Annotated in this window: 12 protein-coding genes and 1 other annotated feature; of the genes, 8 read left to right on the top strand and 4 right to left on the bottom strand. The window is 59.0% G+C overall.

All coding sequences use genetic code 11. The features are described 5' to 3' along the window. Nucleotides 1-79: 79 nt before the first annotated feature. Nucleotides 80-727, top strand: coding sequence for a 2,3-diphosphoglycerate-dependent phosphoglycerate mutase GpmB (gene gpmB, locus ACJ8HT_RS04450; RefSeq protein WP_038878534.1), 648 nt, complete (start codon nt 80-82; stop codon nt 725-727). On the opposite strand, the gene robA is transcribed toward gpmB, so the two are convergent. Beyond that, complete coding sequence (gene robA / locus ACJ8HT_RS04445) at nt 724-1,593, bottom strand: MDR efflux pump AcrAB transcriptional activator RobA (protein ID WP_038878537.1); 870 nt, start codon at nt 1,591-1,593, stop codon at nt 724-726. The genes gpmB and robA overlap by 4 nt on opposite strands. A gap of 342 nt (nt 1,594-1,935) precedes the next feature. On the opposite strand from robA, the gene creA reads away from it, so the two are divergent. After that, nucleotides 1,936-2,415, top strand: coding sequence for a protein CreA (creA, locus tag ACJ8HT_RS04440; protein ID WP_038878540.1), 480 nt, complete (start codon nt 1,936-1,938; stop codon nt 2,413-2,415). 52 nt (nt 2,416-2,467) lie between these two features. Here creA and arcA read toward each other — a convergent pair whose 3' ends face one another. Continuing rightward, nucleotides 2,468-3,184 (bottom strand): two-component system response regulator ArcA, encoded by a 717-nt coding sequence (gene arcA, locus ACJ8HT_RS04435; protein WP_004933003.1) that lies wholly within the window; start codon nt 3,182-3,184, stop codon nt 2,468-2,470. Nucleotides 3,185-3,814: 630 nt separating this feature from the next. On the opposite strand from arcA, the gene ACJ8HT_RS04430 reads away from it, so the two are divergent. The 5 genes from ACJ8HT_RS04430 (at nt 3,815) to thrC (ending at nt 9,546) form a co-directional block, all read left to right on the top strand. Next, nucleotides 3,815-4,501 (top strand): tRNA/rRNA methyltransferase, encoded by a 687-nt coding sequence (locus tag ACJ8HT_RS04430; RefSeq protein ID WP_197652750.1) that lies wholly within the window; start codon nt 3,815-3,817, stop codon nt 4,499-4,501. Between the two features lie 194 nt (nt 4,502-4,695). Continuing rightward, complete coding sequence (thrL, locus tag ACJ8HT_RS04425) at nt 4,696-4,782, top strand: thr operon leader peptide (protein WP_071525951.1); 87 nt, start codon at nt 4,696-4,698, stop codon at nt 4,780-4,782. Further along, nucleotides 4,721-4,838 (top strand) — a sequence feature (Thr leader region). (Overlaps the previous gene by 62 nt.) A gap of 24 nt (nt 4,839-4,862) precedes the next feature. Beyond that, on the top strand, nt 4,863-7,322 hold the full coding sequence (thrA, locus tag ACJ8HT_RS04420) for a bifunctional aspartate kinase/homoserine dehydrogenase I (protein ID WP_064290781.1): 2,460 nt from the start codon (nt 4,863-4,865) through the stop codon (nt 7,320-7,322). A gap of 1 nt (nt 7,323) precedes the next feature. Continuing rightward, a complete protein-coding gene (gene thrB / locus ACJ8HT_RS04415; RefSeq protein ID WP_004932993.1) occupies nt 7,324-8,253 on the top strand; it encodes a homoserine kinase in 930 nt (309 codons plus the stop codon). 3 nt (nt 8,254-8,256) lie between these two features. Beyond that, on the top strand, nt 8,257-9,546 hold the full coding sequence (thrC, locus tag ACJ8HT_RS04410) for a threonine synthase (protein ID WP_060422384.1): 1,290 nt from the start codon (nt 8,257-8,259) through the stop codon (nt 9,544-9,546). 46 nt (nt 9,547-9,592) lie between these two features. Here thrC and yaaA read toward each other — a convergent pair whose 3' ends face one another. Next, nucleotides 9,593-10,369, bottom strand: a complete 777-nt coding sequence (yaaA, locus tag ACJ8HT_RS04405; RefSeq protein WP_197652749.1) for a peroxide stress protein YaaA — start codon at nt 10,367-10,369, stop codon at nt 9,593-9,595. Between the two features lie 109 nt (nt 10,370-10,478). Further along, nucleotides 10,479-11,915, bottom strand: a complete 1,437-nt coding sequence (locus ACJ8HT_RS04400) for an amino acid carrier protein (protein WP_197652748.1) — start codon at nt 11,913-11,915, stop codon at nt 10,479-10,481. A 383-nt stretch (nt 11,916-12,298) separates the two neighbouring features. Between ACJ8HT_RS04400 and tal the strand changes: the two genes are divergently transcribed. Beyond that, nucleotides 12,299-13,252: a transaldolase gene (gene tal / locus ACJ8HT_RS04395; protein WP_004932982.1), complete on the top strand. Its 954-nt coding sequence runs from the start codon at nt 12,299-12,301 to the stop codon at nt 13,250-13,252. The last annotated feature ends 123 nt before the right edge of the window (nt 13,253-13,375 follow it).

The following is a 13,375-nucleotide window of genomic DNA, read 5'->3' as shown; positions in this document are numbered from 1 at the left end:
CCGATACGCCGGGCAGCGGCAAAAGCGCCGCCGGGCCGGGGATAAACGCAAATTTCACGCAGTATAACGGAAAACAAAAATGTTACAGGTATACCTCGTTCGCCATGGCGAAACGGAATGGAACGCGGCTCGCCGCATCCAGGGTCAGTCCGACAGCCCGTTAACCGCCATGGGTGAACACCAGGCCCGTCTGGTCGCCAGGCGCGTCAGCAAAGAAGGCATTACGCATATCATTACCAGCGATCTGGGGCGCACGCGCCGCACCGCGCAGATCATCGCCGAAGCCTGTGGCTGCGAAGTGATTTGCGATCCGCGTTTGCGTGAGCTGCACATGGGGGTTCTGGAAGAACGCCTGATCGACAGTTTGACGCCGCAGGAAGAACAGTGGCGCAAACAGATGGTCGATGGTACTCCTGACGGCCGTATCCCTCAAGGCGAATCCATGGAGGAGCTGGGCGAGCGCATGCGCGCCGCGCTGGAGAGCTGCCTGATGCTGCCGGAAGGCAGCAAGCCGCTGCTCGTCAGCCATGGCATCGCGTTGGGGTGTTTGATCAGTACGGTGCTCGGGCTGCCGGCCTATGCGGAACGTCGCCTGCGCTTGCGCAACTGCTCACTGTCGCGCGTCGATCACCAGCAGAGCCCGTGGCTGGCTTCCGGCTGGATCGTGGAAACGGCGGGCGATGTCACGCATCTGGACATGCCCGCGTTGGACGAACTGCAGCGTTAACGTCGAATCGGGATCAGGTAATCGCACTTGATCTCGATAGGCGCCTGATGCGGACGGCGCTCGCCTTTCGGATAGAAGCGCTCGATGTCGTGCCCCTTGCGGCGCGTCAGTTGGAGCGCCGGCAGGCAGGTGCCGTACACGGTCAGGATGAAGTCTTGCAGCCCCTCGGTGGGCCCTTCATAGCTGAACATCGCGAATTCACCGCCCGGCAACACCAGCGGCTGGCCTTCCTGTACTTTGTCAGGCACCTGATCCGGCTCCAGCGCCGTGGTGTACAGCACTTCCTGTTCGTCGTCCTTCTCCTGGCTCGGGCGCGAGTGGTGCAGCCCGTACAACACCGGCGGCAGGGTGTCGACGTCACCGAGGAACTGGCGCCAGAACTGCGAGCGCAGTTCGGTGCGCACGGTGGTGATCTGTTCCAGCGTACAGGAATAGCTTTGGGTCAGGCCAACCAGATGCTTATCCGGCAACGAAACGAATTCCGGCTGCGGCAGGGTGAAGGCCCCCAGACGGATCGGCGGACAGATGCCGAACGCGTTCCAGTCTTCGGCACGGCGGTACAGCGCCGGCGTTTGCGCAAACTGTTTTTTGAAGGCGCGGGTGAAGGTCTGCTGCGAGTCGAAACGGTATTGCAGGGCGATATCCAAAATCGGCCGGCCGGTCAGACGCAGCGCGACGGCGGCTTTGGACAGCCTCCTTGCCCGGATGTAAGCACCGATGGCGTTACCGGTAATATCTTTGAACATCCGTTGCAGATGCCATTTGGAGTAGCCGGCCTTGGCCGCCACGTTATCCAGCGACAAGGGTTGGTCCAAATGGCTTTCCAGCCAGCTAAGCAGATCACGAATGATACCGGCTTGATCCATAGATCTTCCTCGTAAAGCTTGGGGGTAGGAACCCGAACTGTTGATTCGTCACGCTGGTGCTGCGCTATCAGACCGATCCATGAGCCATTATGCGTTGCACTCTTTGCCTCTGCTGCGCATGCCGCGCCAGAGTTGGATTGGGGTACACCGTAGTGGGCGCAAAGAAATAACGACGCCGCATCATAGCAATTTTTTTACTCCGCGACTCTCAAAGATTTTTGTCACGCTCTGTGCTAAAACGGACGGTGCGGACCCGTAAAAAACCGATTCCGTGAGCTTAGACATAAATAATGGCGATCGCCGAACCTATTTTTGCGGCAAGGTTATATCGGAGTTAAGTAAATGAAAAAAGGCTGGATATTTTTATTCGGTTTGGTTTGCGCAACCGTTGGCAGCGCGCAGGCGGAGCAGGTAGGTTCCGTTGATACGGTGTTTAAATTGTTGGGGCCGGACCACAAAATCGTGGTGGAAGCGTTCGACGATCCGGATGTTAAAAATGTAACTTGTTATATCAGCCGCGCCAAAACCGGCGGCATCAAAGGCGGCCTGGGGCTGGCGGAAGACACCGCCGACGCGGCCATTTCCTGCCAGCAGGTGGGGCCTATCGAGCTGAGCGACAAGATCAAAAACGGCAAGGCGGAAGGCGATGTGGTGTTCCAGAAACGCACCTCGCTGGTGTTCAAGAAGCTGCAGGTGGTGCGCTTCTACGACGCCAAGCGCAATTCGCTGATTTACCTCAGCTACTCCGACAAGGTGATCGACGGCTCGCCGAAGAATGCGCTGAGCGCGGTGCCGATCATGCCGTGGGCCGAGACGAAATAAAAAAAACGGGGTTCAGCATGCTGAACCCCGTTTTCATGACGGCAGGCCGGAATTACTCTTCCAGATCGCCACAGAAGCGGTAGCCTTCGCCGTGAATGGTGGCGATGATTTCCGGCGTGTCCGGTGTCGATTCGAAGTGTTTGCGAATCCGACGGATGGTGACGTCCACGGTACGATCATGCGGCTTCAGCTCGCGGCCGGTCATTTTCTTCAGCAGTTCGCCACGGGACTGGATCTTGCCCGGGTTTTCGCAGAAGTGCAGCATGGCGCGGAATTCGCTGCGCGGCAGCTTGTACTGTTCGCCGGCCGGGCTGATCAGAGAGCGGCTGTTGATGTCCAGCTCCCAACCGTTGAACTTGTAGCTCTCGACCAGGCGGCGCTCTTCGCCCAGGCTGCCCAGGTTCATGGTGCGCGACAGCAGGTTGCGTGCGCGGATGGTCAGCTCACGCGGGTTGAACGGTTTGGTGATGTAATCGTCGGCGCCGATTTCCAGGCCGAGGATTTTATCCACTTCGTTATCGCGACCGGTCAGGAACATCAAGGCGACGCTGGCCTGTTCGCGCAGCTCGCGCGCCAACAGCAGGCCATTTTTGCCTGGCAGGTTGATGTCCATGATGACCAGATTGATATCATTTTCAGACAGGATATTGTGCATCTCTGCACCATCATTGGCTTCATGAACAATGTAGCCTTCCGCCTCGAAAATGCTCTTCAGGGTGTTACGAGTGACTAACTCGTCTTCGACAATCAGAATGTGCGGGGTCTGCATATTTGCTACCTAAAATTGCCAACAAAATAGAAAATCGGAAGTACAGAAGTCTCTGTTTTCTTAGAGGAGGGCAGAGATAGCGCCACGTTCCCTCTCAGCAAATGACTAAAGTACGTAAACTCGTTCTTGATGCACTTTCCATCTCATGTCAACAAGATCGCTAGCCTGGTGGGGATGCTGTTCCCTACAACCCCTTGGGGTGCCAAATCGGCGCATATCCTAACCCCATTAACAGCAATATAACAGCGCGTGCCGAATTCATCACCCAACAAAACTACGCTTTGTTGACATATATCAAATTCAATTGTAGCACGTTAACAGATTTGTGAAAAACACTTACAGAAATGCCAGGTTAAGTCACAGAACCTCAAATTCTGTGAACGATTCAGCATTATCCGGCCCGATAGGATACAATTATTCGCTTATTGATCATCGTCTTGTTTTAACTCATTGATAAATAAATGCAGTAAAACATAAGCACGAATAATGACTATTACGACAGGTTTATTAGCTCAACGAGCCGTTTAATCTTGTTTGTTGCTATTAACGCGTTTATTGTTACGCAATTGTAAATATAAGCGGGCGCTGCGCCACCGTCAAAAACGCAGGCCCGCCTTCGGTGGAAGAGTGATGCAGCTTCATATTGTTTTAGTGGCTCCGGCGCGGCCGGAAAACGTTGGCGCGGCGGCGCGCGCGATGAAAACCATGGGCTTCACGTCGTTGCGCATCGTCGACAGCGAGGCGCACCTGCAGCCGGCGGCGCGCTGGGTGGCTCACGGGGCCGGCGAGATCCTCGACGGCGTGCAAACGTTCGCCACGCTGGAGCAGGCGCTGGCGGACGTGGATTTCACCGTCGCCACCACCGCCCGCAGCCGCGCGCGTTTTCACTACTACTGCACGCCGCCTGAGCTGTTGACACAGCTGAGCGAGCGCCAGCAGTGGGTCGGCCAGGCCGCGCTGGTTTTCGGCCGCGAAGATTCCGGCCTGACCAATGAAGAGCTGGCGCTGGCGGATTTGCTGACCGGCGTGCCGATGCAGGCGGACTATCCGTCGCTTAATCTGGGGCAGGCGGTAATGGTGTATTGCTATCAGCTGGCGAGCCTGATGGGCGTCAGCACGCCGCAGGATACGGCGGCGTCGGAAGGGCAGCTCAAGGCGTTGCGCCAGCGTGCCGATGCCTTGTTGAACGCATTGGATGTCGGCGATGACCAAAAATTGCGCGACTGGCTGCACCAGCGGCTCGGCGTGCTGCAACAGCGAGATACGGCAATGCTGCATACGCTGCTGCACGACATCGAAAAAAAACTCGCCAAGTGATAGCGGCTTCATCAGGCGGTTACCTAGTGTGATCCACTATTAAACCGGCTTTAAGTTGTTTTTTTGTTCTGTCATTTTGCTTTTCACCTCCGGTATCGCGCAATGTTGCCGCTGAGCGGAAAATAAGCAAAAAAAAGAAATAGTTTGACTTGGGATAGCGATTGCTTTAACCAATAGAGGGGACAGAGTATTTCATGAGACAGACAGACAACATGCGCAACATCAGCCTGAAAACCACAATTATTACCACCACCGATACCACAGGTAACGGGGCGGGCTGACGCGCACAGGAAACACAGAAAAAAGCCCGCACCTAATCAGTGCGGGCTTTTTTTTCGGCTTAAATTCGGAGAGATCACACATGCGAGTGCTGAAATTTGGCGGAACCTCGGTGGCGAATGCGGAACGTTTTCTGCGCGTCGCCGACATCATGGAGAGTAACGCGCGTCAGGGACAGGTGGCCACGGTTCTGTCCGCCCCAGCCAAGATCACCAACCATCTGGTGGCGATGATCGACAAAACGGTGGCGGGCCAGGACATTCTGCCGAATATCAGCGACGCCGAGCGGATCTTTGCCGATCTGCTGAGCGGCCTGGCGCAGGCGCTGCCGGGCTTTGAATACGACAGGCTGAAGGGCGTGGTCGATCAGGAGTTCGCGCAGCTCAAGCAGGTGCTGCACGGCGTTTCGCTGCTGGGGCAGTGCCCGGACAGCGTGAACGCGGCTATTATCTGTCGCGGCGAAAAGCTCTCCATCGCCATCATGGAAGGGGTATTCCGCGCCAAGGGCTACCCGGTCACGGTGATCAACCCGGTGGAGAAGTTGCTGGCGCAGGGCCACTACCTGGAGTCCACCGTGGACATCGCCGAGTCCACGCTGCGCATCGCCGCAGCGGCGATCCCGGCCGATCACATCGTGCTGATGGCCGGTTTCACCGCCGGTAACGATAAGGGCGAGCTGGTGGTGCTGGGCCGTAACGGCTCCGACTATTCCGCCGCCGTGCTGGCCGCCTGCCTGCGCGCCGACTGTTGCGAGATCTGGACCGACGTCGACGGCGTGTACACCTGCGATCCGCGCACCGTGCCGGACGCCAGGCTGCTGAAATCGATGTCGTACCAGGAAGCGATGGAGCTCTCCTACTTCGGCGCCAAAGTGCTGCACCCTCGTACCATCACGCCGATAGCCCAGTTCCAAATCCCTTGTCTGATTAAAAACACCTCCAACCCGCAGGCCCCCGGCACGCTGATCGGCAAAGACAGCACCGATGACGCGATGCCGGTGAAAGGCATCACCAACCTGAACAACATGGCGATGATCAACGTCTCCGGCCCGGGCATGAAAGGCATGGTCGGCATGGCCGCGCGGGTGTTCGCCGTGATGTCGCGCGCCGGCATTTCGGTGGTGCTGATCACCCAATCCTCTTCCGAATACAGCATCAGCTTCTGCGTGCCGCAGGGCGAACTGCAGCGCGCCCGCCGTGCGCTGGAGGAGGAGTTCTATCTGGAGTTGAAAGACGGCGTGCTGGATCCGCTGGACGTCATGGAACGCCTGGCGATCATCTCGGTGGTTGGCGACGGCATGCGCACCCTGCGTGGCATCTCCGCGCGCTTCTTCTCCGCGCTGGCGCGCGCCAACATCAATATCGTCGCCATCGCCCAGGGCTCTTCCGAACGTTCAATTTCGGTCGTGGTCAGCAATGATTCCGCCACCACCGGCGTGCGCGTCAGCCACCAGATGCTGTTCAACACCGATCAGGTGATCGAAGTGTTCGTCATCGGCGTCGGCGGCGTCGGTGGGGCGCTGATCGAGCAGATCTACCGCCAGCAGCCGTGGCTGAAGCAAAAACATATCGACCTGCGGGTGTGCGGCATCGCCAACTCGCGCGTGATGCTGACCAACGTGCACGGCATCGCGCTGGACAGCTGGCGCGACGAGCTGGCCGGCGCGCAGGAGCCGTTCAATCTCGGCCGCCTGATCCGGCTGGTGAAGGAGTATCACCTGCTGAATCCGGTGATCGTCGACTGTACCTCCAGCCAGGCGGTGGCCGATCAGTATGTGGACTTCCTGGCGGACGGTTTCCACGTGGTGACGCCGAACAAAAAGGCCAACACCTCGTCGATGAACTATTATCAGCAACTGCGTGCGGCCGCCGCCGGTTCGCACCGCAAGTTCCTCTATGACACCAACGTCGGCGCCGGTTTACCGGTGATTGAGAACCTGCAAAACCTGCTGAACGCCGGCGATGAGCTGGTGCGCTTCTCCGGCATCCTGTCCGGTTCGCTGTCCTTTATCTTCGGCAAGCTGGACGAAGGGCTGTCGCTGTCGGCGGCGACCCTGCAGGCCCGGGCCAACGGCTACACCGAGCCGGATCCGCGCGACGATCTGTCCGGTATGGACGTGGCGCGCAAGCTGCTGATCCTGGCGCGCGAGGCCGGTTACAAGCTGGAGCTGAGCGATATCGAGGTCGAGCCGGTGCTGCCGCCGTCCTTCGATGCGTCGGGCGACGTGGACGATTTCCTGGCGCGGCTGCCGGAGCTGGATAAAGAGTTCGCACGCAACGTGGCCAACGCCGCCGAGCAAGGCAAGGTGCTGCGCTATGTCGGCCTGATCGACGAAGGGCGCTGCAAGGTGCGCATCGAGGCGGTAGACGGCAACGATCCGTTGTATAAAGTGAAGAACGGCGAGAACGCGCTGGCCTTCTACAGCCGCTACTATCAGCCGCTGCCGCTGGTGCTGCGCGGCTACGGCGCCGGTAACGATGTGACCGCAGCGGGCGTGTTCGCCGATCTGCTGCGCACACTGTCATGGAAGTTGGGAGTTTAATATGGTTAAGGTGTATGCCCCGGCCTCGATCGGTAACGTCAGCGTCGGTTTCGATGTGCTGGGCGCGGCGGTTTCGCCGATCGACGGCACGCTGCTGGGCGACTGCGTCAGCGTCGAAGCCGCCGAGACGTTCAGTCTGCAAAATGCCGGGCGTTTCGTCAGCAAGCTGCCGGCCGAGCCGAAAGAGAACATCGTTTATCAATGCTGGGAGCGTTTCTGCCAGGAGATCGGCCGCGAAGTGCCGGTGGCGATGCGGTTGGAAAAGAACATGCCGATCGGTTCGGGGCTGGGCTCCAGCGCCTGTTCGGTGGTCGCCGGGTTGATGGCGATGAACGAATTCTGCGATCGGCCGCTGGATAAGACGACGCTGCTCGGCCTGATGGGCGAGCTGGAAGGCCGCATTTCCGGCAGCGTGCATTACGACAACGTGGCGCCTTGCTATCTGGGCGGTCTGCAGCTGATGCTGGAAGAAGAAGGCATCATCAGCCAGGAGGTGCCGTGCTTCGACGATTGGTTGTGGGTCATGGCCTATCCGGGCATCAAGGTCTCCACCGCCGAAGCGCGCGCCATTCTACCCGCGCAATACCGTCGTCAGGATTGCATCAGCCATGGTCGCTATCTGGCCGGCTTTATCCATGCCTGCCACACCCGTCAGCCGCAGCTGGCCGCCAAATTGATGCAGGACGTGATCGCCGAACCGTACCGCACCCGGCTGCTGCCGGGCTTCGCCGAAGCGCGCAAGGCGGCGCAGGAGATCGGCGCGCTGGCCTGCGGCATCTCCGGTTCCGGCCCGACGCTGTTCGCCGTCTGCAACGACGGCGCCACCGCGCAACGCATGGCCGCCTGGCTGCAACAACACTATCTGCAAAACGACGAAGGTTTTGTTCATATTTGCCGTCTGGATACCGCAGGCGCTCGACTACTGGGATAACGCATGAAACTGTACAACCTTAAGGATCACAACGAGCAGGTCAGCTTCGCGCAGGCGATCAAACAAGGCTTGGGCAAGCAGCAGGGGCTGTTCTTCCCGCTGGAGCTGCCGGAGTTCGAACTGACCGAGATCGACCAGCTGCTGGAGCAGGACTTTGTCACCCGCAGCAGCCGCATTCTGTCGGCCTTTATCGGCGAAGAGGTACCGGAAGCGGCGCTGAAGAAACGCGTGCAGGCCGCCTTTGAGTTCCCGGCGCCGGTGGCGAAAGTGACCGAAGACGTCTCTTGCCTGGAGCTGTTCCACGGCCCGACGCTGGCGTTCAAAGACTTCGGCGGCCGCTTTATGGCGCAGATGCTGGCGGAAGTGGCCGGCGATCAGCCGGTGACCATTTTGACCGCCACCTCCGGCGACACCGGCGCCGCCGTGGCGCACGCCTTCTACGGCCTGAAAAACGTCCGGGTGGTGATCCTCTATCCGCAGGGCAAAATCAGTCCGCTGCAGGAGAAGCTGTTCTGTACCCTGGGCGGCAACATTCACACCGTAGCGATCGACGGCGACTTCGATGCTTGCCAGGCGCTGGTGAAGCAGGCGTTCGACGATCAAGAATTGAAAGACGCGTTGCACCTGAACTCGGCTAACTCGATCAACATCAGCCGCCTGCTGGCGCAGATCTGCTACTACTTCGAAGCGGTGGCGCAGCTGCCGCAGGAAGCACGCAATCAGCTGGTCATCTCGGTGCCGAGCGGCAACTTCGGCGATCTGACCGCCGGGCTGCTGGCCAAGTCGCTGGGCCTGCCGGTGAAGCGCTTTATTGCCGCCACCAACGCCAACGACACCGTGCCGCGCTTCCTGACCAGCGGTCAGTGGCAGCCGCACGCCACGGTCGCGACGCTGTCCAACGCCATGGACGTCAGCCAGCCAAACAACTGGCCGCGCGTGGAAGAGCTGTTCCGTCGTAAGGTCTGGCAGCTGAAAGAGCTGGGCCACGCGGCGGTCAGCGATGAGACCACCAAGGAAACGATGCGTGAACTGGCCGAGTTGGGTTATATCTCAGAACCGCACGCGGCCATTGCCTATCGCGCGCTGCGCGATCAGCTGCAGGAAGGGGAGTTCGGTCTGTTCCTCGGCACGGCGCATCCGGCCAAGTTTAAAGAGAGCGTAGAAGCGATCCTCGGCCAGGAACTGCCGTTGCCGAAAGCGCTGGCGCTGCGGGCCGATCTGCCGCTGCTGTCGCACACGCTGCCGGCCGGCTTTGCCGAACTGCGCAAATTCCTGATGGCGCTGCCGGCCTGAAGTTCGGCAGGCTAGAATGCGAAAAGCCGTCTTGCGACGGCTTTTTTTATGCCTGCTCCGGGCGTTTGAACACCAGTTCATTGCCCTGCGAGGCGGCTTCGTCGAAGGCGTAGCCTTCCAGGTTGAAGTCCACCAGCTGCTCGCTGCGCGTCAGGCGGTTCTTGATGATAAAGCGGCTCATCAACCCGCGCGCTTTCTTGGCGTAGAAGCTGATGACCTTGAACTTGCCGTTCTTCTCGTCGAGGAAGACCGGTTTGATCAGCGCGCCGTGCAGTTTGGCCGGCTTCACCGCCTTGAAATACTCGTCGGAAGCCAGGTTGACCACCACGTCGTCGCCCTGCTGCTCCAGCACTTCGTTGAGTTTCTGGGTGATTTGATCGCCCCAGAAGCTGTACAGATCTTTGCCTTTCGGGTTTTCCAGCTTGATGCCCATCTCCAGCCGGTACGGCATCATCAGATCGAGCGGGCGCAGCACGCCATACAGGCCGGACAGCATACGCAGATGCTGCTGGGCAAAGTCGAAATCGGCCTCGTTGAAATCCTGCGCCTGCAGGCCGGTGTAAACGTCGCCCTTGAACGCCAGCAGCGCCTGACGGGCATTGTCTGGGGTAAATTTGGGCTGCCACTCGCTAAAGCGCGCGGCGTTCAGCCCGGCCAGCTTGTCGCTGATGCTCATCAGGCTGGCGATTTGCGCCGGCGTCAGCTCGCGGCAAATTTTGATAAGCCGCTGAGACTTGTCCAGCAGTTCGGGCTGCGTGAAACGTTCTGTCGCCAGCGGGCTGTCGTAATCGAGAGTTTTTGCAGGGGAAATAATAACGAGCATGGCCAGATGATCCTGTTTATCCAAGTGCGGATACTGTAGCAAAAAGCGCAGGAAAAAGGGGCAATCGGTCCAATAGGCCGGGGCGCGTACCGCACGCGCCCCGGAAAACTCAGCGCGGTGGTTGATTACCGTCCCACACGCCCGGCTCCAGCTGCGACTTCAGCTCCGGATAACGGTTGGCGTCGAAGGTCGGCAGCTTGCCCAGGCGGCGCTGGCGATGGTAGTCGTCGGCCAGCTTCAGCGCCACCCGCGACAGCAGCAGGATGGCCGTCAGGTTGGTGATCGCCATCAGCGCCATGGAGGTATCCGCCATTTTCCACACCAGCGGCAGCTCCGCCAGCGCGCCGAACATCACCATGCCCAACGCCACGCAGCGGAAAATGATCAGACCGCCCGGATGGTTGTGCTCGAGGAACACCAGGTTGCTCTCGGCATAGGCATAGTTGGCGATGATCGAGGTAAAGGCGAAGAAGAAGATGGCGATGGCGACGAACGGTGCCCCCCAACTGCCGACGGCGGTCGACAGCGCACGCTGGGTCAGATCGATGCCGCTGATGCTGTCGGTCGGCTGATCGAGAATGCCGGAGGAGAGGATGATCGCCGCGGTGGCGCTGCAGATGACGATGGTATCGATAAATACCCCGAGCATTTGCACGTAGCCTTGCGAAGCCGGATGCGGCGGATAAGGCGAGGCGGACGCTGCCGCATTGGGCGCCGAACCCATGCCGGCTTCGTTGGAGAACAGGCCGCGCTGCACGCCCTGGGTCATCGCCTGGGAGATGCCGTAACCGACGGCGCCGGCCGCGGCTTCCTGCAGGCCGAAGGCGCTTTTGAAGATCAGCGCCAGGATCGCCGGCATATGTTCGATGTTATGGCCAATCACCCAGAGGGCCAGCAACAGGTAGGCGCCGGCCATCAGCGGCACCACCAGTTCGGCCACTTTGGCAATGGAGCGAATGCCGCCGAAGATCACCACGCCGCTCAATAACACCAGGCCGATGCCGACGTGCAGCGGCTGCAAATGAAAGGCGACGGCGGAGGCCTGAGCGATAGAGTTGGCTTGTACGGCGTTGAACACCAGACCGAACGCGATGATCAGGAAGATGGAGAACAGCACGCCCATCCAGCGCATGCCGAGACCCTTTTCCATGTAGTAGGCCGGGCCGCCGCGGTAGTTGCCGTTATCGTCTTTGGTTTTGTAGAGCTGCGCCAGCGAGCTTTCCACAAAGGAGGTGGCCATGCCGATAAACGCCACCACCCACATCCAGAAGATGGCGCCGGGGCCGCCGGCGGTCAGGGCGATGGCGACGCCGGTCAGGTTGCCGGTGCCGACGCGCGCCGCCAGCGTGGTGCACAGCGCCTGGAAAGAGGAGATGCCGGCGCTGTCGCTTTTATTGCTGTTTTTCAACACCGAGAACATGTGGCTGAAGTGGCGGAGCTGGATAAAGCGGGTGCGCAACGTGAAGTAGATGCCGGTGCCGAGCAGCAGATAAATCAGCACCGACCCCCACAAAATATTGTTTATAAAGTTCATCAGGTCCGTCAAGGGATCCCTCCTCTTATCGAAATTTAATGCGCACCTTGCAGCATCCACCGCAGGTGAAAAACATTGGCCTATTTTTTACAAGAGCTTAGCTGGAATTGGTCCGGCGTCAGTCGATTAAGATTTTTCGCAGATTAGCGGACGAATTGCATCAATTTTTTCGAATTTAACATAATTTATTCGGACAATAGCACGTTATTGCCTTTCCATCCGCTCGGTTATGGCGAAAGATATTGGCGTAAACGGTTGCTCGCCCAAGGATAAAACAGATGCTTGCGCGCCGCGGCTTTCCAGCCTTGCACCGGGCTTGGCGCATGTTATTATCAGGGTAGGGCATGGTTGAACAATGCCAAAAGTTCATGCACAAACGATGAGATAATGCCAACATGACCGACAAATTAACTTCCCTGCGCCAGCTGACCACGGTGGTTGCAGATACGGGTGATATCGCGGCAATGAAGCTGTATCAACCGCAGGACGCTACAACCAACCCTTCGCTGATCCTCAATGCAGCCCAAATTCCTGAATACCGCAAACTGATTGACGAAGCCATCGCCTGGGCGCGCGGCCAGAGCAGCGATCGCGAGCAGCAGATCGCCGACGCCGCCGACAAGCTGGCGGTCAACATCGGTCTGGAAATCCTCAAACTGGTTCCGGGCCGCATCTCCACCGAAGTGGATGCGCGTCTGTCTTACGACACCGTCGCCAGCGTGGCCAAGGCCAAGCGCCTGATCAAACTGTACAACGAAGCCGGCATCAGCAACGATCGCATCCTGATCAAACTGGCTTCGACCTGGCAGGGCATCCGCGCGGCGGAGCAGCTGGAGAAAGAAGGCATCAACTGTAACCTGACGCTGCTGTTCTCCTTCGCTCAGGCTCGCGCCTGTGCCGAAGCCGGCGTTTACCTGATTTCACCGTTCGTCGGCCGTATCCTCGACTGGTACAAAGCCAACGGCGACAAGAAAGAGTTCGCCCCGCACGAAGATCCGGGCGTGATCTCCGTGACCGAAATCTACCAGTACTACAAACAGCACGGTTACAACACCGTGGTGATGGGCGCCAGCTTCCGTAACGTCGGCGAAATCATCGAACTGGCCGGTTGTGACCGCCTGACCATCGCCCCTGCGCTGCTGAAAGAGCTGGCGGAGAGCGAAGGCGCGCTGGAGCGCAAACTGTCTTACACCGGTGAAGTGAAGGCGCGTCCTGCCGCACTGACCGAACCTGAGTTCTACTGGCAGCACAACCAGGATCCGATGGCGGTTGAGAAACTGACCGACGGTATCCGCAAGTTCGCCGTAGACCAGGGCAAACTGGAAAAAATGATCGCCGACCTGCTGTAATTCCCGCAGATCGCGCAGTAAAAAGGTGGCTCAGGCCACCTTTTTTTATGCCCGACGCTCCCGTCGGCGGGGGAAGCCCTTATACTCTCGGCAATGACAACAGAACGGGAGACGAACCCGTTC

The organism is Serratia sp. CY44782 (genome assembly GCF_052168715.1).
In the GTDB taxonomy this organism is placed as follows: Bacteria; Pseudomonadota; Gammaproteobacteria; order Enterobacterales; family Enterobacteriaceae; genus Serratia; species Serratia nevei.
This window is presented reverse-complemented; position numbering and strand designations above follow the sequence as displayed.